We start from the raw sequence: 26,097 nt of genomic DNA on the forward strand, positions 1-26,097 counted from the left end.
GTATCAGTCCGGCACGCACGCGGGCCGTGAACTGACCCTGGCCTCCTTCGGCCGCAGGAACTGCGGCAGCCACGGCAGCAGCGGATCGGGAGCGCGATCCAGAATGCCGCCGGCGGGATCGTCGACGAAGTCGCGTCGCACCAGATCGTCTTGCGGGCGCAGGATCTCGTAGATGATCAGCGCGCACAGCCCGAGCACCGCCAAGTCACGCAACACCACAGTTCCGGTGAACCACTGCTCGGGCAGACCCTTGTTGTCCTCGCCGAGGTAGTAGTACATCCGAGGCACCCACACCAGAGCGTCAATAGTCATCCACGCCAACAGAATTCGCCGATGCGGCAACGCGAGCACCGCCAGCGGCACCAACCACAGCGAGTACTGCGGACTCCATACCTTGTTGGTGAGCAGGAACGCCGCCACCACCAGGAAACACAGCTGGGTCAGTCGAGGGCGACGCGGCGCGGTGAGCGCCAGGTAGGCGATGCCGAGGCAGGCGGCGAGGAAGGCCAGCAGTGACACCGCGTTCAGAATGGTCGGCGGTTCACCGTGCCCGATCGACCCGTCGAACCCGGCCCACCCGGTGAACGAGGTGATCACGTTGTAGATCGAATCGGGGTCCGCGTGCCGAGTGGTGTTGAGCCGGAAGAACTCTCGCCACCCTTCCGGGTACAGCGCGGCGATCGGCAGGTTCACCGCCGCCCACGTCCCCAACGCGGCGACCACGGCCAACGTAGCCGCACCTAACGGCGTCTCTCGCAACCAGCTCCGCGCAGCCTCGACACTGTCGATATCGCGCAACCGCAGCCCCGCAGGCGAAATCCGCAAGCACAGCACCACAATCGGACCCAGCAGCAACAGTGGATACAACTTCGCCGCCCCACCCAAGCCCAGCAGAACCCCCGCCAGCACCGGCTTACGCCGAGCCCACGCCAACAACCCGGTAGCCGCGAAAGCCGTTGCGAGAGCGTCGAAGTTGGTGAACATGTGCACGATCACCAACGGCGACACCGCGACCAACGCCGCATCCCACACCCGCCGCCCGGCTAATCGCGAGGTCGCCCACACCGTGATCAACCACCCGACGCACAGACCCAGCGCCACCACATTGAAATAGACCACCACCGACATCGCACCCGGCAACGGCAGGTGGTCCCACACATTGCCGATCTGCATCGCCACGTACTGGTACAGCCCCGAAAGCACCGGATACTCCATGTATCTGGTCTCGGTGCCGCCGTCGGGCGTGGATTCGGTCCAGGACTTCTTGTACGGGAACGCGCCCTCGTTGAGCCGTTCGGCGCCGTACAGCGGCACCGTGTCGGAGTAGCACATGGCCACGTATTGGCGGCCGTTGTTCCAGTCCAGTGTCAGCCCGCCGTTGCCGTCGTCGGTCTGCTGGATGCAGCCGGCCTTGGCGGTCCAGCCCAGCGCCAGGAAGATCACGGTGAACGCGAACAGCACCCGCAGCGGCGTCCAGAACCGCACCCGCCCGATCAGCGCGTGCTCGCCGACCGGGCCGCCGATCACGGTGGACAGCTGCGCGGTCAGCGAGTCGTTGCGGCTGGGCAGGTCGCGGGCGTCGATCGACCGCAGGTCCGGTGCCAGTGGGGCAGGCGCCACATACCCCACCCCACGGCCCGGCCTGGTACTGCTGGTCGCCGGGGATTCCGTGAGTTGCTGATCGGTCACGACATCCGAGGCTACCGGTGGCTACCGGGATCGGGTCGGCGTGGTTCCCGCGCCGCTGCTCTCGTCGTCGTTGCCGGTGGCGCCACCGCCCGGTCTGGGAGTGCCGCCGTTGCCGTTGCCCGGTGTACCCGGTCCCGCCGTCGGCTGGCCCGGCAGCGGCCCCGCACCGGTCTCGGGAGCCTGCTGCGACTGCGGCACGGCGGGCTGCTGGATGCCGGGCACCGGAATCCGCACGCCGGGCAGGATCTCCACTTCCGAGGGCACGATCACCGGCGGCACGAGCACCGGCGCGGTGGTCTCGGGCGCGGTGTACGGCGCCGACCACTCCGGCACACCGGCCTGGCCCTTGATCGGGGCGGGCTTGGGGAACGACTCGTTCGGCGTGCCCGACAGCGCGCCGTCCATCGCCGACTTCCAGATATCGGACGGCAGTCCGGAACCGTAGATGATGCTGCCGCCGTAGTTCTTGATCGCCTCGCCCTGCTCGGTACCGATCCACACCGCGGTCGACAGCGACGGGGTGTACCCGACCATCCAGGCGTCGCGGTTGTTGCCGGTGTCGCCGAGCTGGTGAGTGCCGGTCTTGGCCGCGGACTCCCGGCCGCCCGCGAGGTTGTGGTTGCGCGAGTAGGCCGCGATCGGCTTCATCGCCGCGGTGACGTTGTCGGCCACGGCCGCGCTGATGCGCTGTTCACCGGCGGGCTCGCCGCGGTCGAGCAGCACCTCACCCTTGGCCGTGACCACGCGCTGCACGAAATGCGGTGCGTGATAGACACCCGACGCCGCGAACGTGGCGTAGGCCGAGGCCATATCCAGCGGGCGCGACTGGTACTGGCCGAGCACGATGCCGTTGTTGGGGCCCACGCCGCCGGGCTCGGTCAGCGTGGGGCCGATGCCGGGCAGTTCCTTGGCGATGCCGAGCTTGTGGCCCATGTCGGCGATCTTCTGCGGACCGTTCTGCATGTCCAGCTGCATCCGGTAGAAGCTGGTGTTCAGCGAGCGCTTCATCGCCTCGGCGATGGTGCACATGCCGCAACCCTCGCCCTCGACATTGCCGATCTGAATGCCGTTGACGGTGATCGGCGAGCTGTCGTACAGCTGCGAAAGCGGAACGCCCTGTTCGAGATTGGCGGCCAGACCGATCGCCTTGAACGAAGAACCGGTCGGCAGACCGGCATTGGCGAAGTCGTAGCCCTGCCCGTCGGCGCCGCCGTAGTAGGCACGCACCGCACCGCTGCGCGGGTCGATGGACACCACCGCGGTGCGCAGGTTCTCGGGCTCACCCTCCAGCTTGCCCTGCGCGGCCTTGATCGCGGCGTCCTGCGCCTTCTTGTCGATGGTGGTGGTGATCTGCAGGCCCTCGGTGTTGAGCTGCTGCTCGCTGATGCCCGCTTCGGACAGCTCCTTGAGCACCTGGTTCTTCACCAGACCCTCCGGCCCGCTGTCACCGGCCTTCTCGCCCAGCGATTCCAGCGTGACCACCTGCGGGTACTGCATCGACGCGCGTTCGGTGGCGGGCAGGTTGTTCTCCGCGACCATGCCGTCGAGCACGTAGTTCCAGCGCGACCGCGCGCCGTCGGGGTTCTTCTCCGGGTCCAGCAGCGACGGCAGCTGAATCGTGGCGGCCAGCACCGCGCCCTCGGACACGGTCAGTTCCTGCACCGGCTTGCCGAAGTACGCCTTGGCGGCGGCGTCGATGCCGTACGCGCCACGACCGAAGTAGATGGTGTTGAGGTAGGCGGCGAGGATGTCTTCCTTGCTCCACTGCCGCGCCATCTTCGCCGAGATCACCAGCTCGTGCATCTTGCGGGTCATCGACCGTTCGTCGCCGACCAGCGCGTTCTTCACGTACTGCTGGGTGATCGTGGAACCACCACCGGCGCTTTCCTTGCCGAGGATGTTGTCGCGCGCGGCCCGGGCGAAGCCCGACACCGAGAAGCCGGGGTTGGTGTAGAAGTCGCGGTCCTCGGCGGCGATCACCGCGTTGCGCACGTGCGGCGGGATCTGATCGATCGACACCTCGGTGCGGTTGCCTTGCGGCGGAACGACTTTGCTGATCTCGGTGGTGCCGTCGGCGGCGAAGATCGTCGCGACCTGGTTGGTCTGCAGATCACCGGGCTTGGGCACCGACACCGCGGTGTAGGCGACCAGGAACACGGCGCTGGGCACCACGATGGCCAGTGCCATCAGGACGTAGACGGTCCGGCGAACAAGTCGCCACGGCGATTTCTTCACCGCACCATCACTACCGGAGCCATCGTCGCCCCCGCCACCGTCGCGACGGTTACGTGGGCCACTCGGCGGGGGGCCGCCGGGGCGACCCGGACCGGTGCCACGACGTTCGCCCGCGAGCGGACCACCCGCAGCGGACGCGCGACGTTCGCCGGTGGTCGGACCACCCGCGGTCGCGCGACGTTCACCGGAGACGGGACCGCCGGGACGACGAGCCGCACCGGCACGCGCGGCAGCAGCCGCACCACCAGCGCGCACGGTCCGATCACCCGAGCGCACGGTCGGCTCGTCGGGACTGCCGGGACGCGGAAGTTTCTGAGTGGCATTGGCAGCGGGCGGCGGCACCGGACGACCCGGCTGACCGGGCCTACCCTGCGGCGGCCTGCCCTGCACGGGCCCACCCTGCGGCACACCCGGACGCTGCGGCGGCGGACCCGGTCGACGCGGCGGTACCCCACCCGGCGGCGGAGCCTGTCCACGCCCGGGCGGCGGCCCCTGCGGACCACGCCCACCGGGCACCGGACCACCCTGCGGCCGACCACCCTGCACGGGTCCACCCTGTGGACCGCCATTGCCTGGAAGCCGCGGCGGCGGACCACCGCGTCGATCACCCGACTGTGGGGGGAGACCCGGCTGTGCGCCGCGTGCCGGACGGCCGCCGCGCGGATCATCGCCGTGGGGGGAGGATTCGTAGGGCGAACTCACTGACCAGATCTCCATAACTTGTAAGGTTCAACGCCGCACATGACATCCGCGCCGGAGAACCGGCGCGGATGAGGTGCACCCCGAACAGTGGCGCAGCACGCGGTGGCCACCATCACTTGTGCGAGCACTTCTTCACTCGGCAGCAGAGCGCCGGACTCGTGAACTGGTTCGTCGCGAAGCCGGTGCCGGCGCTGTGCCGAGTACGTAGGACTGCACCAGATGGTTCCAGCTGCACGAACGACAGACCTCGACCACGTGCACCGAGAACTCTTCGTTCGACTCTGCCATCCGCGTCAATTCCTCGGGTGTGCGCGCCGACCCGGCCGCTTGGCCCAGCCCGTCGCCGAACACCCAGGAAACCAACGTCAGCTGCTCTTTTCGACAGATCGGGCAGGTCACCTCACTGCCCCGGCCGTGAAATTTCGCGGCCTTGAGCAGATAGGGATTGGCGTCGCACACTTCCGCGACACCGACCCGCCCCGCGGAGACATCGGCCAGCAGTGACCTGCGCCGGAGCGCATAGTCCACCACCTGCCGCTGAATTCGCACGATCACCAGAGTAGCGGGGATTGATTTCCGTTGCCGGTGCCTTGGTCGCCGTCAGTGATCTGCGCCATCCTCGCGCCGCTTGTTGTGTGATCTGCCTATCCACAGATGTATCGCTCCGATATAGTGGGAACTCGCATCCACGGTTAGGTCCGTTCGGCCTGTCAGGTCGTCATAGTCAGGGAGTGAGGTCGGCATGCTCGAATTGGCGATTCTCGGCCTGCTCCTCGACGCGCCCATGCACGGTTACGAGCTGCGCAAGCGGTTGACGGGCCTGCTCGGAGCGTTCCGGGCCTTCTCCTACGGTTCGCTCTACCCGACGCTGCGCAGGATGCAGTCCGACGGGTTGATCGCCGAGGAGCTTCCGGACGGCGCGCTCGCGCGTCGTGCGCGCCGCGTCTACCGGCTCACACCGGTCGGCCGGGAACGGTTCTCCGAACTCCTTGCCGACACCGGTCCGCAGAACTACACCGATGACGGCTTCGGCGTTCACCTGGCCTTCTTCAGTCGCACTCCCGCCGAGGCGAGAATGCGGATTCTGGAAGGCAGGCGGCGTCAGGTCGAGGAGCGCCGAGAGGGCCTGCGGGAAGCGATCAAGAAGGCCAGCGGGTCTCTGGATCGCTACACCAAGCAGCTCCACCAGCTCGGATTGGAATCAAGCGAGCGCGAAGTGCGCTGGCTCAACGAGTTGATTGCGGCGGAGCAATCAACGAAGGCGGCACCACAGAAAGAGGGAAGCAGCGGCCATGAGTGATGACAACAAGGTTGGATCCGGCGAAGTCCGCGTAGCGATCGTCGGTGTGGGCAACTGCGCATCGTCGCTCGTGCAGGGCGTGCAGTACTACCAGGACGCCGACGAGAACGCGGTCGTCCCCGGCCTCATGCACGTGAAGTTCGGTAGCTACCACGTGCGTGACGTGAAGTTCGTGGCCGCGTTCGATGTCGACGCGAAGAAGGTCGGCTTCGACCTGGCCGAGGCCATCTTCGCCAGCGAGAACAACACCATCAAGATCTCCGATGTGCCGCCCACCGGCGTGACGGTCCTGCGTGGCCCGACCCTGGACGGCATCGGCAAGTACTACGCGATGACCATCGAGCAGTCCGAAGCCCCCGCGGTCGACGTGGTCAAGGCGCTCAAGGATGCCAAGGTCGACGTGCTGGTCTCCTACCTGCCCGTGGGTTCGGAAGAGGCCGACAAGTTCTACGCGCAGTGCGCGATCGACGCCGATGTCGCGTTCGTCAACGCGCTGCCGGTGTTCATCGCCTCGGACCCGGTCTGGGCGAAGAAGTTCACCGACGCCGGTGTGCCGATCGTCGGCGACGACATCAAGTCCCAGGTCGGCGCGACCATCACCCACCGCGTGATGGCCAAGCTGTTCGAAGACCGCGGCGTGGTGCTGGATCGCACCTACCAGCTCAATGTCGGCGGCAACATGGACTTCAAGAACATGCTCGAGCGCGATCGCCTCGAGTCCAAGAAGGTCTCCAAGACCCAGGCCGTCACCTCGAACCTCACCGGTTCGCTGGCGGGCAAGGTCCACGACCGCAACGTCCACATCGGTCCCTCGGACTACGTGGAGTGGCTCGACGACCGCAAGTGGGCCTACGTGCGCCTCGAGGGTCGCGCCTTCGGTGACGCCCCGATCAGCCTGGAGTACAAGCTCGAGGTGTGGGATTCGCCGAACTCGGCCGGCATCATCATCGACGCGGTGCGCGCGGCGAAGATCGCCAAGGACCGTGGCATCGGCGGACCGGTCATCCCGGCCTCGGCCTACCTGATGAAGTCCCCGCCCGAGCAGATCGCCGACGATGTCGCGCGTACTCAGCTCGAGGCGTTCATCATCGGTGCCGATTAATCACTGAACGAAAAGAGCCGGTGCGCACGAACTTTCGTGCCCACCGGCTCTTTTTGTCTCAATCCAGCGAGACGTAGACCTCGACCGAGGTGGGGCCGGTGTAGCGCTCCAGTTCGGCGGTGTGGGAGCGGGTGATGGTGCCCGCGTTCTCGGCTTTGATCACCTGGGCCCATGCGGTGCGCAGCAGGTCGTACGGCTTGTCGGAGACTACGAATTTGGCGTAGCGGCCCGCCGGAATGCGAGTGAGGACGTCGCCTTCGTCCACATCTTCCAGGCCGGTGACCTCGTAGCCCAGCACCGCCACGGCGTGGTCGTTCTGGCCGATGTAGGCGGCCGAGCGCGGTACCGATTTCTCGCGGGACAGGTAGCGGTCCCAGGTGAAGTTCACCAGGTCCAGGTCGCGTGCGGTCACTTCGCGGCCGGTCAGGGGCACGGTCAGGCCCGCGATCAGGCCGTCTTCGAGGGTGACGATATCGAAATCCACGGCCATCAGGCGTCCTTCTCCTCGGTCAGCGACACGAAGATCTCGACGGTGCGCTCGTCGGGATACTGCTCGCAGTCGCCGGTATAGGCGCGCACGAATTCACCGGAGGCTTCGGCGTCCCAGATCCGGCGCCACAGCCCCACGATGGTGTCGCCGCGGTCATCGCCGCTGGCCACGAACCGCGCGTACCGTCCCGCCGGTATCCGACCCAGCACGTCGCCGGGCTGCAGGTCGGCCAGCGTTTTGCACTCGTAGCCGACGATGTGGGTGAGGTAGGAGTTGATCTCCGGCGCGAAATCGACATAACCCGTCGCGACCGGCCCCGGTAACGTCCGCGCCCGCAGGTGTTGCCACGCCTCGACCACCTTGGCCCGGCGCGGCCCCTCCACCGCGAGCGCGGGACTGCGGAGCACCGTGCCCGCGATCAGCGTCTCGGGACGGTCAACGACATTGAAATCCACCTGCGTAGCCCCTATGTCTAGTCTCGTCGCTCGGTCCGACCGCACATCTTCCCGCATCGGTGCGACCGGTTCGGCGCCGGGATCGGTGGATCCCCTGCCGGGTCCGTGCTCTGGGCAACGATGTTGCCATGTCCGCAGGGTAGTCGGGCCACGCTGCGCCAACTCGTGATCTATCGCGGTCCTTCACCCCCGAGGCCCGGAAACAATTCGCCGGGTACGGCCGGGGTCGGCGCGGGCGGGATGATGATCAGCGGCGGCGGGTTGCGCGGCGAGTTGGTCGGCGGATTGAGAATGTCGAAGCCGCCCGGTGGCCGCCTGGTGCCCGGCGACGGGATCAGCGGCGGGGGAGTGGGCAGCGGCGGCACGTCGAACTGTTCGACCGGACTGCCCATCAGCGCGCTGTCCATCGTCTGCTTCCAGATGTCGGCGGGCAGCCCCGACCCCCAGATGGGCCCACCGCGCCCGGTGCGCAACGGCTGCGGGTGTTCGGTGCCCACCCACACCGCGGTCGACAGCGACGGCGTGAACCCGACCATCCACGCGTCCTTGTTGTCCTTGCTCTCCCCGAGCTGCGTGGTGCCCGACTTGGCCGCCGACGGCCTGCCGTCGGCCAACCCGTGCCCGTTGGAGTAGTCGGCGATCGGCAGCATCGCCGACGTGGTGGCATCGGCGATCGCGGCGGTGATGCGCCGCTCGGGCTCCGAAAGCGGCCTGCCCACACTGGTTTCCGTGCCGCGATCGATCAGCACCCGCCCGTCGCCGGTCATCACCTTCTGCACGAAGTACGGCTGGTGGTAGATCCCCGAGGCCGCGAGCGTCGCATAGGCCGAGGCCATGTCGATGGGCCGGACCAGGTACTGCCCGAGCACGATCCCGTTGAGCGGGTACCCGTCGGGCTCGGTCAGGCTCATGCCCTCCACGCCCGGAATGTATTCGGGGATGCCGGCCAGGTGCGCGGCCTCGGCGATCGACCGCGGCCCGTCGGCCATGGTCATGGTCAGCCGGTAGAAGCTGGTGTTCAGTGAGCGTTTGAGCGCTTCGGCCAGTGAACAGCGCCCACAGGATTCGCCTTCGACGTTGGTGATGGTGGTGCCGCGGTCGGTGATCGGCGAACTGTCCATCGCCCGCGTGACCGGAATGCCCTGCCGTTGCGCGGCGACCAACGCGAAAACCTTGAAGGCGGAACCGGTTTGGAGAGGCGCCTGCGCGAAATCGAACCCGGTCCCGTCCTCGCCGCCGTAATACGCACGCACCGCCCCATTGCGCGGATCGATAGACACCACCGCCGACCGCAGCTCGGGCGGCTGCCACGAAAGCCGTTCGCGCACAGAATTAACCGCACCATCCTGCGCAGCGGCATCGATGGTCGTGACGATTTGCAGTGCGCCAGTGTTGATGTCGGCATCGTCCAGACCCGCCGCCCGCAACTCGCGCAGCACCTGGGTCCGAATGTGCCCCTCCGGCCCGAGCGCGACCGCTTCCTCGACCACCTCGTCGAGCGGGATGATCGGCGGAAACAATGTCGCGTCCCGATCGCCCGGCGCGAGCACGTTCATCTCGACCATCCCGTCGATCACGTACTGCCAGCGCGCCCGCAGCTGATCGAAATGGTTCTCCGGATCCAGCACCGAGGGCGAGCGGATCACCGCCGCCAACACCGCGCCTTCGGCCAGGGTCAATTCCGGTACCGGCTTGTCGAAATAGGCCTTGGCCGCGGACGCGATCCCGTAGGCTCCGCGCCCGAAGTAGATGGTGTTCAGGTACGCGGACAGGATCTCGTCCTTGCTCCACTGCCGCGCCATCTTCGCCGCGATGATCAACTCCCGCATCTTCCTGGTGACGGTGCGTTCGGAGCTGAGGAAGGCGTTCTTCACGTACTGCTGGGTGATCGTGGACCCGCCGCCGGCGTTGTCCTGGCCGGTCAGGTTGTCGCGGGCGGCGCGCAGGAAGCCGCTGGTGGAGTAGCCGGCATTGGTATAGAAGGTGCGGTCCTCGGCGGCCAACACCGCGTCGCGCACCGGGTACGGCACATCGGTGAGCGGGATCGGGATCCGATTTCCTTGTGGTGGAATGAATTTCGTCAACACGGTGGTGCCGTCGGAAGCCAGCACGGTGGCGGGCTGTTCGACCGCGACCTCCGCCGGTTCGGGGATCTCAGAACTCCAGTACACCGCCACGAACAGCAGCGCGGGCACACACACGAACAGCACGAACAACGCCAGCAGCAATCGCCGGATGCGACGACCTCTGGTGCTGGGTTCGCGTTGTGGGGGATCTTCGGCGAAGCCCATTTTCTCGGCCTGCGCTCGACGTGCCGCACCCTTGTCGCGCGGTGGCGGGGGATCGTCGGTGGCGGCAAGTTTCGCGGCCTGCGCCCTGCGCGCCGCACCTTTGACCGGCTGTTGCGCGTTGGCCAGCGGATCGCGGAACCCGGCTATCGACGAATACGGCGCGTCCGGTTCGGAACGCCCGCGTCCGCGCTGGGAGGCCACACGATCTCCTTTCGGAGCGAGCAGAAGAACTCACCTGCACCGACGTCGATATCGGTGCAGGTGACTCTACCCGTGGGCGGTGACAGAACCCGGTAGGTCAGCTCTTGACGCCACCAGCGGTGAGACCGGAGATGATGCGACGCTGGAAGATCAGCACCATGATCACCAGCGGCACGGTGACGATCACACCCGCCGCCATGATCGCCGCGTACGGCTGCACCAGCGGATCGTTGCCCGAGAAGCTGGCGATCGCCACGGTCACCGGCTTGGTGTCGTTGCCCGACAGCAGCCGGGCCAGCAGGTACTCGTTGATCGAGGCGATGAAGGCCAGGATCGCGGTGGTGAACACCGCGGGCGCGGCCAGCGGCAGCATGATCAACCGGAACGCCTGGAACTTGCTCGCACCGTCGATACGCGCGGCTTCTTCCAGCTCCCACGGCAATTCGGCGAAGAACGACGCCAGGATGTACACCGTCATCGGCAGCACGAACGAGATGTTCGGGATGATCATCGCCTGGTACTGGCCGATCCAGCCCAGATCGGTGAACAGCTGGAACAGCGGCGTCACCAGCACCACGGCCGGGAACATCGACGCCGACAGGATCAGCCCCGACACCAGGTACTTGCCCGCGAAGGTCATGCGCGCCAGCGCGTAGGCCGCGAGCACGCCCAGCAGCAGCGCGACCGCGGTGGTCGCCGAACCGATGATCACACTGTTGAGCAGCGCCCTGCCGAAGTTGTTGCCGCGGCTGGTGTCGAAGGCGTTGCGGAAGTTCTCCAGCGTCACGTGGGTGGGCCACGGGGTGCTGTCGAAGGTGTGCGCCGGGTCGCGGAAGGCGACAACGGCCATCCAGTAGAACGGGCCGAGGCCCCAGATCAGCACGATCGCGACACCGAGGTACAGCCGCACCGTGCCGATCCGCTTCCGCCACGAAACCGGCTGCACCGGAAGCGGATTCGACTCTGGTTCTTTGGTCATCGACATGCTCATCAGTTCGCCTTCCGCTGTTCTTCCTGCGTGCGAACAGCATTGGCGCCGAGCACTTTCACCAACACGAACGCGATACCGAAGATGAGCAAGAAGGTGATCACCGACAGTGCCGCAGCACTATTGGGACCTTGACGCACCTGCTCGACCACCAGGATCGACAGCGTGTTGGTCGACGGGTTGCCCAGCGTCATGATCGCGGGCAGGTCGTACATGCGCAGCGCGTCCATGGTGCGGAACAGCACCGCCACCAGCAGTGCGGGCTTGAGCAGCGGCAGCGTGATGTGCACGAACCGCTGCCACGCCGACGCACCGTCGACCCTGGCCGCCTCGTACACATCGTTCGGAATCACTTGCAGGCCGGCAAGAATCAGCAGCGCCATGAACGGGGTGGTCTTCCACACGTCGGCCACGACCACCGCGAACCGCGACGCCCACACATCCGAGGTCCACAGAATGTGCGTGCCCAGCAGCCGGTTCACGACACCGTCGTACTGGAACATGAACTCCCACAACCGCGCTGTGACAGCGGTCGGGATCGCCCACGGAATCAGCACCGCCGCGCGCAACAGCGCCCGACCGCGGAAGGTCTTGCCCATCACCATGGCCATGCCGAGACCGAGGGTCGCCTCGATCGTCACGGTCACCACGGTGAAGAACAGGGTGACCCCGACCGCGGACCAGAACTGCGAACCCAGCGTGCCGGTCGGGCACGACACCTCACCGCTCAGCGTCGCGCACCGCTGCAACAGCCAGTGCGTGTAGTTGCTGAATCCGGCGCCGCCGCCCTCGACGAACATCCCGGTGGCCGCGTCGATCCCGGAGTCCTTCTGCGTGGACATCCAGACCGCCTCGACCACCGGATATCCGATGACCACGGCCAGTGCGACGAGCACAGGCGCGACGAACAGCCACGCCTTGCCCGATTGTCGCAGTTGCAGCGCTAGCCCGCGCTGCTTGGGTCCCGAAGGATCCGACACCGTTTCTACTCTCCTACGGTCTGGTCGGGTCCGCTGCGCGTGCTGCTACGAACCGGCGGTCTCGATGCCCTTTTGCATGCCGGCGACCGCGTCGTCGACAGACTTGGCGCCGGTCAGTGCAGCATAGGCGTTGTCCTGAATGGCCTTGGACACTGCCGGATAGAACGGGGTGACCGGACGCGGCACGGCGCCTGCGATGGATTCCTTCAGCGCGGGCAGGTACGGCATCTTCGCGATCAGGGCCGGGTCGTCGTACAGCGAGGCACGCACCGGGGGCAGCGCACCCGAGGCGATGATCTGCTGTGCCTCTTCGCTGACCAGGTAGCGGGTGAAGTCCGCGGCGGTGGCCTTGTTCTTGGAGAACGCGCTGATCGCGGCGTTGTAGCCACCCAGCGTCGAGGCGCCCACGCCGGTGTTGCCCGGCAGCGGGGCGACACCGAACTTGTCCTTCACCGAGGAACCGTCGGCATTGGCCTGGGCGTACAGGTACGGCCAGTTGCGCAGGAACAGCAGCTTGCCCGACTCGAACGCGCTGGCGCTCTCACCCTCCTTGAAGGTGATGGCTTCCTTGGGGATATCGCCGTTCTTGTACGCGTCGACCAGAACCTTCAGGCCGGCCTTGGACTCCGGGCTGTTCACGGTCGGGGTTTTGCCGTCGGCGCCCACGAAGCTGCCGCCGAACGCGTTGATGACCTCCGAGGTGTTCACGGTCAGGCCCTCGTACGGGGCGAGCTGACCGGCGTAGCAGCCGATGTTGTTCTCACGCGCCACCTGGCACTGACCGAGCATCTCGGTCCAGGTCTTCGGCGGGTTGGGCAGCAGGTCCTTGCGGTAGTACAGCAGGCCACCGTTGGTGTTCTTCGGTGCCGCGTACAGCTTGCCGTTGTAGGTGGCGCTGGCCACGGTCGGCGCGAGCAGCGGCGCGGTGTCGATCGCGAAGTTGCCCTCGAGCGGCTGCACCCAGCCCTTCGCGGCGAACTCGGCGGTCCACGGCACATCGAGCGCGACCACGTCGTAGCCGTCCTGCTTGGCACGGAAGTGCTCGGCCAGGTCGTCGTGCTGCTGGGTACCGTCCGCGGACTGCTCCTTGAACGTCACCTGCTCGTTGGGGTGCGCGGCGTTCCACCGGTCGATGAGCTGCTTGACCACACCGGTTTCGGTGGTGTCCTTACCCTCGACGTAGGTGATGGGGCCGCGGCCCGACAGGTTCTGATCCAGTGGGTTGCCGCCGTTATCTTCGGTGCAACCACTGGCGAACGTGGCGGTGAGCAACGCGATCGAGGCAGCAGCCATCGTCGCGCGGGGGACAAACTTCAAGGCCATCGCGGACACTCCAGGGTCAAGACGTGAGCAGCAGCACACCTTGTGCGGTGCAACAGGCAACATACAGTATTTTCGGCGGCGCGGGTGCCGCGTGTTCTCGGCCCTGAGGCCTCGATCTTCCCTCCCTACGGGCACTCCTTCGTCGCACCCTTCGGTCAGTCCAGATCAAGGCGGCCGAGAACGGGCAAAGACTTGCACAGTTTTGGTGTCGGTGGGGTGGCTTAGGGTCTTTGCTTGTGACAAGTCCCGCGACCCCTGATCGGATGCTCACCCGCATCGGTGGTTTGCTGCGCAAGGCCGAGTCCACCGACAACGCCCACGAGGCCGAGGCCTTTCTCGCCGCCGCCCAGCGCCTGGCGACGAAATCCTCGATCGATCTCGCGGTGGCCCGCTCCCATGTCGCCTCGCGCGAGCGCAGGTCGGCGCCGGTGCAGCGGATCATCCCGATCGGCGAACCCGGCCGAAAAGGCCTGCGCACCTACGTCCAACTGTTCGTCGCGATCGCCACGGCCAATGACGTTCGCTGCGATGTCGCCCGCACCTCCGCCCAGGTCTACGCCTACGGCTTCGCCGCCGACATCGACACCTGCGAAGCGCTGTACGCCAGCCTGCTCATCCAGATGGTCCGAGCGTCGGATCACTACATCAAATCCGGTGCCTATCGCGAGGCCACGGTCGTCAAGGTCGTCACCGAGAAGCGACTCGGCCGCGCTGTTCGCCGCAAGGTGGAGGTCCCGGTCGCCGGGGTGACCGCACGGCTGAACTTCCAGATGGCCTTCGCCGCTCGCATCGGCGCCCGCCTGGCCGAGGTGAAAGCCGAAGTCGTCGCCGAGGAATCCGCCACCGAGTCGACCGGAACGGCCTTGGCCCTGCGCGACAAAGAAGTAGCCCTCACCGACTTCTACACGTCCACCTCCGAAGCCCGCGGAACCTGGCGCGGACCACAGACTTCCACCGGCCACTCCGCCGCTGCCCGACGCGCGGGGGACCGCGCAGGCCGCACGGCCCGCTTGGGCACCTCCCCGGAACTGCCTGCCGCGCGCCGAAAACTCACGGACCGATGAGTTCGTGGAATGCGTTGATGACGCCCGCGAGGCCTCGCGGGCGCGCACGGACGGCTGCCCGCGCGAGCGGGTCGACGGATCGCGGGTCGACCACTCGGCGGAGCGTCCGAGCGAGTCCGGCGACGGCCGATCGGACACGCTGTGCCGCACAGTGATTCGGACGGTCCGCGGCGTGACAGTCAGCGAGCCAAGGTGTACGACGGTGAGCAATTGGTGCGCGGGGTGTTCGACCGCGCCGACGAGTTCGGGCATCGCACAGTCGACGTCTATGGCTCGCAGCTGACGTTGCCGGTGGAGCGGCGTTTCGCGTCCGTGGAGTCGGTGCAGAGTTATGTCGACAAGGTGCTGGCACTGAATTGGGTTCGCGCGCAAGGGGAGCGGGCTGCGGTGCCGGTTCGTGTCCGCGCGCGTAGCGGATCCGCGGCGGCTCACTATGAGCCCGCGAATGCTGTTCTTGCCGTGCCGCTCCACACCGGTTCGACTGCTTGGGCGCTTCGTGAACTGGTGGTCCTGCACGAACTCGCCCACCATTTGGCCGATCCTGCGGAAGCTGCGCACGGTCCTGAATTCTGTACCCGGTACGTCGAATTGGTCGACGGCGTTATCGGTGTGGAGGCCGGGTTGTTGATCCGAACGACATTTGCCGGCTGTGGTGTTCGGTTCGGTTAGGCTGACCCTCTAGGTTTGCCGTCCCGGGTGGTTTGAGGCTGTGTTTTTGGAGCGCTGGCGCGCTCGAGCGGGGCCCCGGAGGGCCCCGATCTTCCCTCCCTCCGGGTACTCCTTCGTCGCACCCTCCGGTCAGTCCAGATCGGGGCGGGCCCCTTCGGTAGAGACTGCCTGGTGATTACCGATCGAGTAGGGCGCTGACCCGGTCGTACCGGCGCAACCACCAGTCGACCCGTTCGGGGTCGGGGTGTCGGTACTTGTCGAGCAATGCGGGGTCGGGCTCCGGCGGTGCGGTCGGCACTGGCAACCACCCGTCCACCGGCAGCAGCGACTCCGCGACCAGATCACCTTCGAACAGTGCGAGAGTGCCTAACCCGCAAGCGAATTCGAGCTCGGGCAACGCCCCGGCCAGCGCCAACTGCGCGGACAATCCGACACTGGTCTCCAGCGCCGACGACACAACGGTAGGCAACCCCGCCGCCCCGGCGACTGCCAGCGCCCGCCGCACCCCACCCAGCGGCGTGCACTTGAGCACCGCCACATCAGCCGCCCCCGCCACCGCGACCCGCATCGGATCCTCGGCCCGCCGAATCGACTCATCTGCGGCGATCGGTACCGAAACCCGAGCCCGAACCTCCGCCAATTCCTCGATGGTCCGACACGGTTGCTCTACATACTCCAAACCCCCAGCAGCCCTATCAATCTCCCCGATATGCCGAACCGCCGTCTCCACATCCCACACCGCATTCGCATCAACCCGAACAGCTCCCGATTCCCCGATCGCCTCCCGCACCGCCGCCACCCGCGCCAAATCCTCAGCCAGAGAATCCGGATGATCAGCCACTTTCACTTTCGCAGTCGCACAACCGGATTCCCGCACAATCCGCCCCGCGCGCTCCGCATCCACCGCGGGCACAGTGCAATTCACCGGAATCCGATCACGCACCGGCGCAGGCCACCCCACCGTCACCTGCTCAACAGCAGTAGCCAACCATCCCGCCGCCTCCCGATCCCCATACTCGGGAAACGCGCAGAACTCCCCCCACCCCAACTCACCGCGAATCAACATCCCCTCGCGCACGGTGATCCCCCGAAACCGCGTCCGCAACGGAATCGCATACACAAACAGGTCGGCGTCCACCCGACCGATCGTAGATGCCGGCAGCGGTTCCTCTCCCCGGCAGCGCCATCGCAACCTGAGCCGGAAGGCGGCGCTCACAGGTGAGCGCCGCCCGGATGCTACGGAGGCGGGGCCGGCTTCGAGGTGCTCGCGCCGTCGTCGTTCACAACCGTTCGATGATGGTGGCGTTGGCGAGGCCGCCCGCTTCGCACATCGTCTGCAATCCGAAACGCGCCCCACGCTGTTGCATGGCGTGGACCAGCGTCGTCATCAACCGCGCCCCGGACGCACCGAGCGGATGCCCGAGCGCGATCGCCCCACCGTTGACGTTCACCCGGCTCATATCGACCCCGGTCTCCTTCGCCCACGCCAGCACAACCGGCGAAAACGCCTCATTGATCTCGAACAGGTCGATGTCGGAGATATCGAGACCCGCTCGCCGCAAAACCTTCTCGGTCGCCGGGATAACCGCCGTGAGCATCAGCAACGGATCGTCGCCCGCGACGGAGAAGCTGTGCAGCCGCGCCAACGGCCGCAGTCCGAGCTGCTCGGCACGTTCGCCGGACATGATCAGCACCGCCGAACTCCCGTCGCTGACCTGACTGGCCGAGGCGGCGGTGATCTCCCAGCCGATCTGCGGGAATCGCGCCGCCATCGCGGGGTCGTAATAGGCCGGCTTCAGTTTCACGAGGGTATCGAGGGTGCTGCCGACCCGGATCCCCTCATCCGTGCTCAGCCCGTTGATCGGCGCGAGCTCATCCGCGAACAGGCCGTCTTTGGTTGCCCGAGCGGCCTTTTCGTGACTCCCGAGCGCGAACTCGTCGAGCTGGGTACGAGTCAACCCCCACTTGGCAGCGATCAGCTCGGCACTGATCCCCTGCGGGACAAGATCCTCGGGATAGCGCTCCGCGAAAGCAACGCCCGACAGATCGGTGGCTCCAACAAGATTGGCCCCCATGGGAACTCGCCCCATCGATTCCACACCCGCGGCCACCACGATGTCATAGGCGCCCGCGATAACCCCTTGTGCCGCAAAGTGAATCGCCTGCTGACTACTACCGCACTGCCGATCCACCGTCGTGGCGGGCACCGATTCCGGATATCCGGCGGCGAGGGCGGCCCGCCGCGTCATATTCGACCCCTGTTCGCCGACCTGGGTGACGATCCCGCCGATCACATCGTCGATCAGCACCGGATCGATCCCGCTGCGCTCGACCACCGCCCGCAGGCTGTGCGCCAGTAGATCCACAGGATGAACGTCGTGCAGTGCGCCGTTCGGCTTACCCCGCCCGATCGGGGTGCGTACCGCTTCGACGATGACCGCGTCTCGCATGGGAAGTCCTCTTTCGACAACGCTGACTCTATCTGACAATAGTCAGCGTAAGCGCTAACTATGATCAACTCAAGTCAGAAGAGCTATGATGTTCGGCATGGCAGCCGTGATGGAAGGACCCCTGGCCGATCTCAACAAATGGAACACCGAGGGCTGTTCCATCGCCAAAGCCATGGACCTCATCGGCACGCGCTCCGCGATGCTGATCCTGCGCGAGGCCTACTACGGCACCCGCCGCTTCGACGGTTTCGCCCGCCGCGTCGGCATCACCGACGCCGCCGCCTCCGCCCAGCTGCGCAAACTCACCGCCGCCGGCCTGCTGGAAAAACGCCCCTACCAGGAAGAAGGCCAGCGCACCCGCCACGAATACACCCTCACGCAAATGGGCACGGACCTACTCCCGGCGGTAGTGGCCCTATGGCAATGGGGCGACACCTACCTGCAGCCGGGCCCCGCCCCCCTGCTTCGCGTGGACGCCGAAACCGGCGCCCCGGTCACCGTCGACCTACGCACCGAAGACGGAACCGCCGTCCCACTGGACCGCCTGGCGATCCGAGTCAACCAGCCCTACCTCGACCACCGCGCCGAGCGCCGAAAGGCGGATAGCTGACCACGCTGTGGTGGCGGACCGCACTCGACCGATGCCGCCACCACAGCGTGGTGATCAACTGTTCAACAAGGTGAGTCAGCGCAGACGTCGGCCGTCCGCGCTGAAGAAGTACACGTGCTCGGGGTTCACGGTCAGGGACAGGCGTTCGCCCTTGCGCGGCGGGTTGCGCCAATCCACCCGCGCCACAATGGTTTCGCCGGTCTGGCCGCTGGCGCCGTAGGACAGCGCGCGCCCGTAGACGTACGCGTCGGAGCCCAGCTCCTCCACCACGTCGACCTCCATTTCGAGCCCACCGTCGCCCACCTCGAGATGCTCGGGCCGGATGCCGAGCACCACCGAACCCTGGCCCGCGTCGGCCACCCCGCGCGGCACCCGCACCGGATACCCGCCGATGGTGACGGCCCCGTTGTGCACGGGCAGCGTGAACAGGTTCATCGCGGGCGACCCCATGAACCCGGCCACGAACATGTTCGCCGGATCCCGGTAGAGGTCGCGCGGCGACGCACACTGTTGCAGCAGACCATCTTTGAGCACCGCCACCCGGTCGCCCATGGTCATCGCCTCGACCTGGTCGTGCGTCACGTACACCGTGGTGGTCCCCAGCCGCCGCTGCAACTGCGCGATCTGCGTACGGGTCTGCACGCGCAGCTTGGCGTCGAGGTTCGACAGCGGTTCGTCCATCAGGAACACCCGAGGCTGCCGCACGATCGCCCGCCCCATCGCGACTCGCTGCCGCTGCCCACCGGACAGCGCCTTCGGCTTGCGGTCCAGGTACTGCTCGAGGTCGAGCAGCTTGGCCGCCTCCAACACCCGCTCATCGCGCTCGGCCTTGGACACCTTGGCCAGTTTCAGCGCGAACCCCATGTTCTCCGCCACCGACATATGCGGGTACAGCGCATAGTTCTGGAAAACCATCGCGATATCGCGATCCTTGGGCTCGGCGTTCGTCACATCTTTATCGCCGATCCGAATACACCCACCATTGACCTCTTCGAGCCCGGCCAACATCCGCAACGAAGTGGACTTCCCACACCCCGACGGCCCGACGAGCACCAGGAACTCGCCATCAGCGATCTCGAGATCGAGCGCGTCGACCGCGGGTTTGGTAGCACCGGCATAAAGCCGAGTAGCGCGGTCGAAAGTAACAGTAGCCATGCGTAGATCAACATCCCATCCCGGCAGGAACGTGCCGGACGATCCGAGTACAGGGTCTCCACTCTTACGAGCGCCATCACATTAGCCGCCGGGGCGACGGCCTGCTCAGATCCACCGTTCGTACTGATCGGCGGGCATGAGTTTCGGGAAGAACCGCGCTCGAAGATCGGCGATCAGGTGAGCATGATCATCGTCTGGGGAGTCGACGGCAGTTCCCAGCGTTGTGAACACTGCTTGCAGAGGCTCGCGGTGGAGTGCTTCCTGGATCGAATACATGGCCCGCACGGCGTGCTGGTTGTCGCCCGCCGATTCGGTGATGTGGTCGGCGAGCGCGTACCGATCCGTGGAACCGAACGGCTCGGGAAGGGGGTTGCGCTCTGTCAACGCCACCAGGGCGGTCCGTACCCAGTCGATTTGATCGGCTCGACTTGTAGCGCAGGCGCGGTGTGCCGCCCAGACAGCGATGTTGCGCAGTTTCGGTTCGCGGGTTCGGGCGATGGCGTCGACCAGCGCCCGGTCGAGGTAGGCGAACTCCTCGGCGCGGTTCAGTCCACGGATCTTGTCGGTCGGCGGCCGCCCACCCCATCGGCGCGCTTTGTCCTTAGCCCATTGCGCGACCTGTTCGTAGCCGTACCGCAGGGCGATCGTCGCATCGGCCGCCGGGTCCGGGTCCCACCAGTTGCGGCCGGGATGAACCACGATGTCTTCGCCGAATGCCTTGTCGGACTTGTGAAGTCGAGTCATGGGGGTCGGTCGCGCGACCTTCCAGAGCTGCACCAGATAGGACTCCGAAGGTTCCGACACTTCCAGATCCCAATGCTCGTCGCGGCCCTCGCCTGACACCCGGCAGCGGTAGCGGCCTCGACCGACGGCGACCCGATCGAACCCCGCTGTCCGCTCACCGTCGAGACCGAGCACGTGGATCGCCTTGGTGATCTGCACGTCCGCTTCCTCGATCACTTCCCAGCCCGACCCTTCGGTGCTCTCGGACGGTGCACTGTCGACGATCGCTACCGTGAGTGTCACGGGCCCGTACGCAACGCCGGTTTTGACGGTGACGAAGTTCGGCCCGACCTCCATCACGCTGCCCGACTCAGTCGGTTCGTAGGTCTCGGCGGCTTGTGCGCCGACTACGAACTGATGGTGGTCGACCGCGACCGGGCAGGATTGCGACATCCGCCCATTATGAAGAGAAGGGACTCGGCCGTGCGAAGAGCCAAAACCTGGGCGATTGCGATGGCTGCAGGTCCGATCGTATTCCCGCTGGTGGCGATCGGTGTGGCGTACGTAGTCGACGCGATCACCGGGGCAGGTGCCGACGTCGCTTGGTACTTGCTGTTCGTGCTCGTGGCGGGCAGCGGGTTCGTCATACCTGGGATAGGTGTGACGCTGGTCGGCGCTGCACTGCTACCGCGCCGTGCTGGAACGGTTACCACCGTCATCGGGCTGCTGCTGCAGGTTGCCGCGGCCGCGTTGCTGACGGTCGGGGTGTTCGGCGACACCCTCGACGCCGTCGACGGCCAACCGCGGATGGTTGCCCGGTTGTCGATCGCGGAGGCGGTTGCTTTCGCGGTGCCTTACGCCTTGGTCATTGTCGGCAGTATCTATGTCGCCTATCGAGTGATCGCGGCCGCGCGGCATCGTTGCGAAATGCCCGCGCCGATCGCTGCCGGATAGCGTTCGTCGATCCGTAGGCGCGTGATCGGCTGGACCGTGGCGGCCTGGAACAGTGCCCGGTAGCCTCGGTGACGGAGTCGATCCGAGCCCTCGAGGAGCTAACGGTATGAGTCGTCCGGTGCGTATCGGAGTTCAGCTTCAGCCTCAGCATGCGCCTGATTACGGGCTTATTCGGGATGCGGTGTTGCGGGCGGAGGAGGTGGGGGTTGATGTCGTGTTCAACTGGGATCACTTCTTTCCGTTGACCGGTGATCCCGAGGGGGCGCACTTCGAGTGTTGGACGATGCTCGGGGCGTGGGCGGAGCAGACCGAGCGGGTGGAGTTGGGGGCGTTGGTTACCGGGGGTGGGTATCGCAACCCTGATCTGTTGGCCGATATGGCGCGCACGGTGGACAACATCAGTGGGGGTCGGCTGATTCTGGGGATCGGGGCGGGCTGGTTCGAGCGGGATTATGACGAGTACGGGTACGAATTCGGCACTGCGGGAAGCCGATTGGCGTTGTTGAAGGAGAGTCTGGCCCGCATCGATGCTCGCTTGGCGAAGCTGAATCCGCCGCCGGTGCGGAAACTGCCGATTCTCATCGGTGGTGGTGGCGAACGGAAGACTTTGCGCTTGGTCGCCGAGTACGCCGATATCTGGCATTCGTTCGCCGATGTGGCGACGTTGACGCATAAGAACGAGGTCTTGGCGCAGCACGCGGCGCAGGTCGGGACCGACGCGGCGCGGATCGAGCGGTCGGTGCAGTGGCAGGGGCGCGACAGTGCGAAGGCGCTGCACGATATCGGCGTCACGCTGTTCACCGTCGGTGTCTCGGGTCCCGAGTACGACCTCACGGAGGTTCGCCGTGCGATCGAATGGCGCGACGAGGTGAACCCCGAACTGCTCGAGGGTCTGGCCTGAGCCGGTCCGGAACTCTCGCCCGCGCTGTGCTGGTGGCAACTCCCGGATCTGCACGGATCGGCAATGCCGCCGACGATTCCGGTAGGACCTGCGTCATACCGCCGCGCTGCGTAACCTTCGATTCGTAAGGTTGCGGCTAGGGTTTATCGCCATGGCAGGTGTACGAACCAAGGCGCGGATCGCCGCCCTCTTGCTCCTCGTCGGCGTCGCGGCGACCGGCTGCGGTGGCTCCGACAGCAGCACCGCACGCGACCTCTGTTCCCCGCCGGGCGCGTCCGCTGCGTCCGCCGCCCCGGCCAATCTCGCCGCCGGGGAAACCGCGGGCCCCGACCGCTACACCACCGCCACCACGGCCCCCGTCGACACGATCGACACCTCGAAACTCGGCCTGCTCAACCCGGGCGTGCTCAGCGTCGGCACCCTGTCCGACGCCCCGCCGAGCATCTGCGTCAACAGCAAGGGCTCGTTCACCGGCTTCGACAACGAACTACTCGCCGCGATGGCCGCGAAACTCGGTCTGCGCGTGGAGTTCTCGGGCACCGAGTTCGCCGGCCTGCTGGCTCAGGTGTCGGGTAAGCGTTTCGATGTCGGCTCGTCCAACATCACCACCACCGACGCCCGCCGCGAAATGGTCGGCTTCACCAACGGCTACGACTTCGGCTACTTCTCCCTGGTCGTCCCGCAGAACAGCGCGGTGAAGGGCTTCGGCGACTTGACCGGCAGCTCGCGCATCGCGGTGGTGCAGGGCACGGTGCAGGACGAGTTCGTGGTGAACCAGCTGAAGCTGGACCCGGTGAAGTTCCCCGATTACAACACCGCGTACGCGAACTTGAAGTCCGGCCAGGTCGACGCCTGGGTCGCGCCGTCCGCGCAGGCCGAGGGTGCGATCAAGCCCGGCGACGGAATCGTGGTCTCGCAGAACACGTTCAGCCTCGACAACTTCGTCGGCTACGCGGTGGCCAAGAACAATCAACCGCTGATCGATGCACTGAACTCCGGCCTGGACGCGGTGATCGCCGACGGCACCTATGCCCGCCTCTACGCCGACTGGGTCCCGCGCGAACTCCCGCCCGGCTGGAAGCCCGGTTCGAAAGCCGCACCCGCACCACAACTTCCGGATTTCAAAGCGCTGGCAGCCGAAAAGACCCCGGAGACAGAACAAGTCGCGCAGAAGTCGACCCTGCAGCAGTTGAAGGACACCTTCTTCGACTGGTCGCTGTACCGCCAGGCCTTCCCCGACCTGATCAAGACCGGCTTGCCGAATACCCTTATCCTGGCCCTGGTTTCGGGCATTCTCGGCACCGTGATCGGCATGTTGCTGGCGGTGATGGGCATTTCCAGAACCCGCTGGTTGCGCTGGCCCGCCCGCGTCTACACCGACATCTTCCGCGGCCTGCCCGCCGTGGTGATCATCCTGCTGATCGGCCTCGGCATCGGCCCGGTGGTCCGCAATATCACCGGCGGCAACCCGTACTGGCTCGGCGCGGTCGCGCTTGCCCTGCTGTCGTCGGCCTATATCGGCGAGATCTTCCGCTCCGGCATCCAGTCGGTGGAGCCCGGCCAGCTCGAGGCCGCGCGCGCGATCGGTTTCGGGTATCGCCAGGCCATGACGCTGGTGGTGATCCCGCAGGGTGTGCGCCGGGTGCTGCCCGCGCTGATGAACCAGTTCATCGCGCTGATCAAGGACTCGTCGCTGATCTACTTCCTCGGCCTGCTCGCCTCCCAGCGCGAACTGTTCGCGGTGGGCCGCGATCTCAACGCGCAGACCGGCAACCTGTCCCCGTTGGTCGCCGCGGGCCTGATGTACCTGGTGCTCACGATCCCGCTCACCCACCTGGTCAATTACATCGACCAGCGCATGCGCACCGGCAAACCGACCCCGGCCGACCCGCTCGAGCAGGCCGTCATCACAGAAGGGCGAGGCGCGTGAGTGCATCGTTGACCGGCACCGATCTCAACCTCACGCTCGGGAACAACCACATCCTGCGCGGCGTCGACATCCACGTCGAGGCGGGCCACGCCACCACCGTGATCGGCCCGTCCGGTTCGGGCAAATCGACCCTGCTGCGCGTGCTCAACCGCCTGCACGAACCCGACTCCGGCGACGTGCTGCTCGACGGCAAATCGGTGCTGAAGGACAACCCCGACAAGCTGCGCCAACGCATCGGCATGGTCTTCCAGCAGTTCAACCTGTTCCCGCACAAGACCGTCGCCGACAACATCGTGCTCGGCCCCCGCAAGTTGCGCGGCCTGTCTGCCGACGAGGCAAGGGCGGTGGCGATGGAGCAGCTCGAGATCGTCGGCCTGGCCGACAAGGCCGACGCCCGCCCTGGTTCGCTGTCGGGTGGCCAGCAACAGCGGGTGGCGATCGCGCGCGCACTGGCGATGAAACCGGAACTGATGTTCTTCGACGAGGCCACCTCCGCGCTGGACCCGGAGCTGGTCAAGGGCGTTCTCGCGCTGATGGCGGACCTGGCTTCCGGCGGCATGTCGATGATCGTGGTCACCCACGAAATGGGTTTCGCGCGCGAGGTCTCCGACAGTGTCGTGTTCATGGATCAGGGCGTGGTCGTGGAGACCGGCACCCCCGACGCCCTGTTCGACGACGCCCAAACTCCCCGCCTGCGCCGCTTCCTCGATCAGGTCCTGTAACCAGGCTCGACCAACTGTCGGTGCGCCCGATACTGTCTGTCTTCTGGCGGTCTGCGTGATGTCCGCCACGTGATAGATGGGGACGATTTCCGCCGATGGGCAAAACAATCAGGCGCGCACTGGCTTTCGGTGTCGTCGGCAGTGTGCTGGCCGCGTGTGTCGCGACGTTCGGCGCGGGCATCAGCCTGGCCGACGGCCGCGATCCGATCGTGGAATCCAAGAAACTGTTCGCGTCCACGGCCACCGCCAACGGTTCGAACATCCTGTCCAGCCGCATCGATGGTCGAGAGCTGACGATGCTGGTGTTCTCCGCGTCGATGAACAAGGGCATCACGGTCCGGGTCCAGCGTCCCGAGGACGCGTCCGTGCCCCGCCCGGTCCTGTACCTGCTGAACGGTGCGGGCGGCGGCGAGGACCGTGCGACGTGGTGGCGCAACACCGACGTCGGCAATTTCCTGGCCACCAAGGACGTCAATGTGGTGATGCCGGTCGGTGGCGCCTGGGCGTACTACACCGACTGGCAGCACGACGACCCGGCGCTGGGCCGCAACAAATGGCGCACCTTCCTGCTCGACGAACTCCCGCCCCTGGTCGACGCCGCGCTGGGCACCAACGGCGTCAACGCCATCGCCGCCAACTCGATGACCGCGACCGCGGTTCTTCAACTGGCACAGGCGAAGCCGGGCTTCTACCAGTCGGTGGCCGGCTACAGCGGCTGCGCGCAGATCTCCGACCCGATCGGCAAGCAGTTCACCAAACTGGTCGTGGAAACCTACGGCGGCGGCGACGTCCGCAACATGTACGGCCCCGACGACGACCCGGCGTGGGTAGCCAACGACCCGGTCGTGCACGCCGAAAAGCTGCGCGGCACAAGGCTGTACATCTCCGACGCCTCAGGCCTGCCCGGCCCGCACGACCACATCGGCGACCCGAACATGATGAACCCCACGCCCGTCGGGCTGGCCAACCAACTGGTCCTCGGCGGCATCATCGAAGCAGCAGTCAGCTGGTGCACCCGCAACCTCGAATCCCGCCTGACCGCCCTGAACATCCCCGCCACCTTCGACCACCAACCCACCGGCACCCACTCCTGGGGCTACTGGCAAGACGCCTTCTACCGCTCCTGGCCAACCCTCGCGTCAGGCCTCGGCCTGCCCGAATAA

Annotated in this window: 23 protein-coding genes; 10 read left to right on the top strand and 13 right to left on the bottom strand. The window is 66.3% G+C overall.

The features are described 5' to 3' along the window. Positions 1–3 precede the first annotated feature (3 nt). From ACFWU5_RS13785 to ACFWU5_RS13795, 3 genes are all read right to left on the bottom strand, one after another. The gene (locus ACFWU5_RS13785) at positions 4–1,629 is read right to left on the bottom strand and encodes a glycosyltransferase family 87 protein (protein WP_379267442.1); all 1,626 of its coding nucleotides are present in this window, start codon (positions 1,627–1,629) and stop codon (positions 4–6) included. An 81-nt stretch (positions 1,630–1,710) separates the two neighbouring features. Continuing rightward, positions 1,711–3,876 (bottom strand): transglycosylase domain-containing protein, encoded by a 2,166-nt coding sequence (locus ACFWU5_RS13790; protein WP_379246764.1) that lies wholly within the window; start codon positions 3,874–3,876, stop codon positions 1,711–1,713. A gap of 882 nt (positions 3,877–4,758) precedes the next feature. Next, positions 4,759–5,181 (bottom strand): DUF5318 domain-containing protein, encoded by a 423-nt coding sequence (locus ACFWU5_RS13795; protein WP_379246696.1) that lies wholly within the window; start codon positions 5,179–5,181, stop codon positions 4,759–4,761. Positions 5,182–5,368: 187 nt separating this feature from the next. Between ACFWU5_RS13795 and ACFWU5_RS13800 the strand changes: the two genes are divergently transcribed. Both ACFWU5_RS13800 and ACFWU5_RS13805 read left to right on the top strand, forming a co-directional pair. Beyond that, positions 5,369–5,926 carry a PadR family transcriptional regulator gene (locus ACFWU5_RS13800; RefSeq protein ID WP_379246694.1) on the top strand — a complete coding sequence of 186 codons (558 nt, stop codon included), beginning with the start codon at positions 5,369–5,371 and terminating at the stop codon, positions 5,924–5,926. Next, the gene (locus ACFWU5_RS13805; protein WP_379267398.1) at positions 5,919–7,028 is read left to right on the top strand and encodes an inositol-3-phosphate synthase; all 1,110 of its coding nucleotides are present in this window, start codon (positions 5,919–5,921) and stop codon (positions 7,026–7,028) included. Before ACFWU5_RS13800 ends, ACFWU5_RS13805 begins: the two co-directional genes overlap by 8 nt. A gap of 58 nt (positions 7,029–7,086) precedes the next feature. Here the strand turns inward: ACFWU5_RS13805 and ACFWU5_RS13810 are convergent, their stop codons facing one another. From ACFWU5_RS13810 to ACFWU5_RS13835, 6 genes are all read right to left on the bottom strand, one after another. After that, positions 7,087–7,518, bottom strand: a complete 432-nt coding sequence (locus ACFWU5_RS13810) for a GyrI-like domain-containing protein (RefSeq protein ID WP_379246690.1) — start codon at positions 7,516–7,518, stop codon at positions 7,087–7,089. Next, positions 7,518–7,973: a GyrI-like domain-containing protein gene (locus ACFWU5_RS13815; protein ID WP_379246688.1), complete on the bottom strand. Its 456-nt coding sequence runs from the start codon at positions 7,971–7,973 to the stop codon at positions 7,518–7,520. The genes ACFWU5_RS13810 and ACFWU5_RS13815 overlap by 1 nt, the downstream gene beginning before the upstream one ends. A 170-nt stretch (positions 7,974–8,143) precedes the next feature. Then, positions 8,144–10,264: a transglycosylase domain-containing protein gene (locus ACFWU5_RS13820; RefSeq protein ID WP_379267443.1), complete on the bottom strand. Its 2,121-nt coding sequence runs from the start codon at positions 10,262–10,264 to the stop codon at positions 8,144–8,146. Positions 10,265–10,562: 298 nt separating this feature from the next. Beyond that, positions 10,563–11,444 (bottom strand): carbohydrate ABC transporter permease, encoded by an 882-nt coding sequence (locus tag ACFWU5_RS13825; protein ID WP_379267399.1) that lies wholly within the window; start codon positions 11,442–11,444, stop codon positions 10,563–10,565. 11 nt (positions 11,445–11,455) lie between these two features. Then, a complete protein-coding gene (locus ACFWU5_RS13830) occupies positions 11,456–12,388 on the bottom strand; it encodes a carbohydrate ABC transporter permease (protein WP_379246760.1) in 933 nt (310 codons plus the stop codon). Between the two features lie 90 nt (positions 12,389–12,478). Then, positions 12,479–13,756 carry an ABC transporter substrate-binding protein gene (locus ACFWU5_RS13835; RefSeq protein ID WP_379267400.1) on the bottom strand — a complete coding sequence of 426 codons (1,278 nt, stop codon included), beginning with the start codon at positions 13,754–13,756 and terminating at the stop codon, positions 12,479–12,481. 263 nt (positions 13,757–14,019) lie between these two features. Here ACFWU5_RS13835 and ACFWU5_RS13840 point away from each other — a divergent pair, with 263 nt between their 5' ends. Both ACFWU5_RS13840 and ACFWU5_RS13845 read left to right on the top strand, forming a co-directional pair. After that, the gene (locus ACFWU5_RS13840) at positions 14,020–14,820 is read left to right on the top strand and encodes a DUF2786 domain-containing protein (protein WP_379267444.1); all 801 of its coding nucleotides are present in this window, start codon (positions 14,020–14,022) and stop codon (positions 14,818–14,820) included. 141 nt (positions 14,821–14,961) lie between these two features. Then, on the top strand, positions 14,962–15,489 hold the full coding sequence (locus ACFWU5_RS13845; RefSeq protein WP_379267401.1) for a TIGR04338 family metallohydrolase: 528 nt from the start codon (positions 14,962–14,964) through the stop codon (positions 15,487–15,489). A gap of 175 nt (positions 15,490–15,664) precedes the next feature. On the opposite strand, the gene ACFWU5_RS13850 is transcribed toward ACFWU5_RS13845, so the two are convergent. Then, positions 15,665–16,636: an o-succinylbenzoate synthase gene (locus ACFWU5_RS13850; RefSeq protein WP_379267445.1), complete on the bottom strand. Its 972-nt coding sequence runs from the start codon at positions 16,634–16,636 to the stop codon at positions 15,665–15,667. Positions 16,637–16,769: 133 nt separating this feature from the next. Continuing rightward, positions 16,770–17,939 carry a thiolase family protein gene (locus ACFWU5_RS13855; protein WP_379267402.1) on the bottom strand — a complete coding sequence of 390 codons (1,170 nt, stop codon included), beginning with the start codon at positions 17,937–17,939 and terminating at the stop codon, positions 16,770–16,772. A 97-nt stretch (positions 17,940–18,036) separates the two neighbouring features. On the opposite strand from ACFWU5_RS13855, the gene ACFWU5_RS13860 reads away from it, so the two are divergent. Further along, positions 18,037–18,549 (top strand): winged helix-turn-helix transcriptional regulator, encoded by a 513-nt coding sequence (locus ACFWU5_RS13860; protein WP_379267403.1) that lies wholly within the window; start codon positions 18,037–18,039, stop codon positions 18,547–18,549. Between the two features lie 75 nt (positions 18,550–18,624). Here the strand turns inward: ACFWU5_RS13860 and ACFWU5_RS13865 are convergent, their stop codons facing one another. Next, complete coding sequence (locus ACFWU5_RS13865; RefSeq protein ID WP_379246674.1) at positions 18,625–19,704, bottom strand: ABC transporter ATP-binding protein; 1,080 nt, start codon at positions 19,702–19,704, stop codon at positions 18,625–18,627. A gap of 105 nt (positions 19,705–19,809) precedes the next feature. Then, positions 19,810–20,880: a transposase gene (locus ACFWU5_RS13870; protein ID WP_379267404.1), complete on the bottom strand. Its 1,071-nt coding sequence runs from the start codon at positions 20,878–20,880 to the stop codon at positions 19,810–19,812. Between the two features lie 60 nt (positions 20,881–20,940). Between ACFWU5_RS13870 and ACFWU5_RS13875 the strand changes: the two genes are divergently transcribed. The 5 genes from ACFWU5_RS13875 (at position 20,941) to ACFWU5_RS13895 (ending at position 26,097) form a co-directional block, all read left to right on the top strand. After that, complete coding sequence (locus tag ACFWU5_RS13875; protein WP_379267405.1) at positions 20,941–21,381, top strand: hypothetical protein; 441 nt, start codon at positions 20,941–20,943, stop codon at positions 21,379–21,381. 106 nt (positions 21,382–21,487) lie between these two features. Further along, complete coding sequence (locus ACFWU5_RS13880) at positions 21,488–22,282, top strand: LLM class F420-dependent oxidoreductase (RefSeq protein WP_379246672.1); 795 nt, start codon at positions 21,488–21,490, stop codon at positions 22,280–22,282. A gap of 151 nt (positions 22,283–22,433) precedes the next feature. Beyond that, the gene (locus tag ACFWU5_RS13885; protein WP_379267406.1) at positions 22,434–24,212 is read left to right on the top strand and encodes an ABC transporter substrate-binding protein/permease; all 1,779 of its coding nucleotides are present in this window, start codon (positions 22,434–22,436) and stop codon (positions 24,210–24,212) included. After that, complete coding sequence (locus tag ACFWU5_RS13890) at positions 24,209–24,934, top strand: amino acid ABC transporter ATP-binding protein (RefSeq protein ID WP_379267407.1); 726 nt, start codon at positions 24,209–24,211, stop codon at positions 24,932–24,934. The genes ACFWU5_RS13885 and ACFWU5_RS13890 overlap by 4 nt, the downstream gene beginning before the upstream one ends. A 95-nt stretch (positions 24,935–25,029) precedes the next feature. Next, positions 25,030–26,097, top strand: a complete 1,068-nt coding sequence (locus tag ACFWU5_RS13895; protein ID WP_379267408.1) for an alpha/beta hydrolase — start codon at positions 25,030–25,032, stop codon at positions 26,095–26,097.

The sequence above is a fragment of the Nocardia sp. NPDC058640 genome (assembly GCF_042716995.1).
Classification (GTDB): Bacteria; Actinomycetota; Actinomycetes; order Mycobacteriales; family Mycobacteriaceae; genus Nocardia.

Excerpts from the sequence above, each read along its gene's own strand:
- ACFWU5_RS13790 (WP_379246764.1), bottom strand. The coding sequence starts at position 3,876 with ATGGCACTGGCCATCGTGGTGCCCAGCGCCGTGTTCCTGGTCGCCTAC.
- ACFWU5_RS13800 (WP_379246694.1), top strand. The coding sequence starts at position 5,369 with ATGCTCGAATTGGCGATTCTCGGCCTGCTCCTCGACGCGCCCATGCAC.
- ACFWU5_RS13805 (WP_379267398.1), top strand. The coding sequence starts at position 5,919 with ATGAGTGATGACAACAAGGTTGGATCCGGCGAAGTCCGCGTAGCGATC.
- ACFWU5_RS13810 (WP_379246690.1), bottom strand. The coding sequence starts at position 7,518 with ATGGCCGTGGATTTCGATATCGTCACCCTCGAAGACGGCCTGATCGCG.
- ACFWU5_RS13820 (WP_379267443.1), bottom strand. The coding sequence starts at position 10,264 with ATGGGCTTCGCCGAAGATCCCCCACAACGCGAACCCAGCACCAGAGGT.
- ACFWU5_RS13825 (WP_379267399.1), bottom strand. The coding sequence starts at position 11,444 with ATGACCAAAGAACCAGAGTCGAATCCGCTTCCGGTGCAGCCGGTTTCG.
- ACFWU5_RS13835 (WP_379267400.1), bottom strand. The coding sequence starts at position 13,756 with ATGGCCTTGAAGTTTGTCCCCCGCGCGACGATGGCTGCTGCCTCGATC.
- ACFWU5_RS13840 (WP_379267444.1), top strand. The coding sequence starts at position 14,020 with ATGCTCACCCGCATCGGTGGTTTGCTGCGCAAGGCCGAGTCCACCGAC.
- ACFWU5_RS13855 (WP_379267402.1), bottom strand. The coding sequence starts at position 17,939 with ATGCGAGACGCGGTCATCGTCGAAGCGGTACGCACCCCGATCGGGCGG.
- ACFWU5_RS13860 (WP_379267403.1), top strand. The coding sequence starts at position 18,037 with ATGGCAGCCGTGATGGAAGGACCCCTGGCCGATCTCAACAAATGGAAC.
- ACFWU5_RS13865 (WP_379246674.1), bottom strand. The coding sequence starts at position 19,704 with ATGGCTACTGTTACTTTCGACCGCGCTACTCGGCTTTATGCCGGTGCT.
- ACFWU5_RS13870 (WP_379267404.1), bottom strand. The coding sequence starts at position 20,880 with ATGTCGCAATCCTGCCCGGTCGCGGTCGACCACCATCAGTTCGTAGTC.
- ACFWU5_RS13875 (WP_379267405.1), top strand. The coding sequence starts at position 20,941 with ATGGCTGCAGGTCCGATCGTATTCCCGCTGGTGGCGATCGGTGTGGCG.
- ACFWU5_RS13880 (WP_379246672.1), top strand. The coding sequence starts at position 21,488 with ATGAGTCGTCCGGTGCGTATCGGAGTTCAGCTTCAGCCTCAGCATGCG.
- ACFWU5_RS13885 (WP_379267406.1), top strand. The coding sequence starts at position 22,434 with ATGGCAGGTGTACGAACCAAGGCGCGGATCGCCGCCCTCTTGCTCCTC.
- ACFWU5_RS13895 (WP_379267408.1), top strand. The coding sequence starts at position 25,030 with ATGGGCAAAACAATCAGGCGCGCACTGGCTTTCGGTGTCGTCGGCAGT.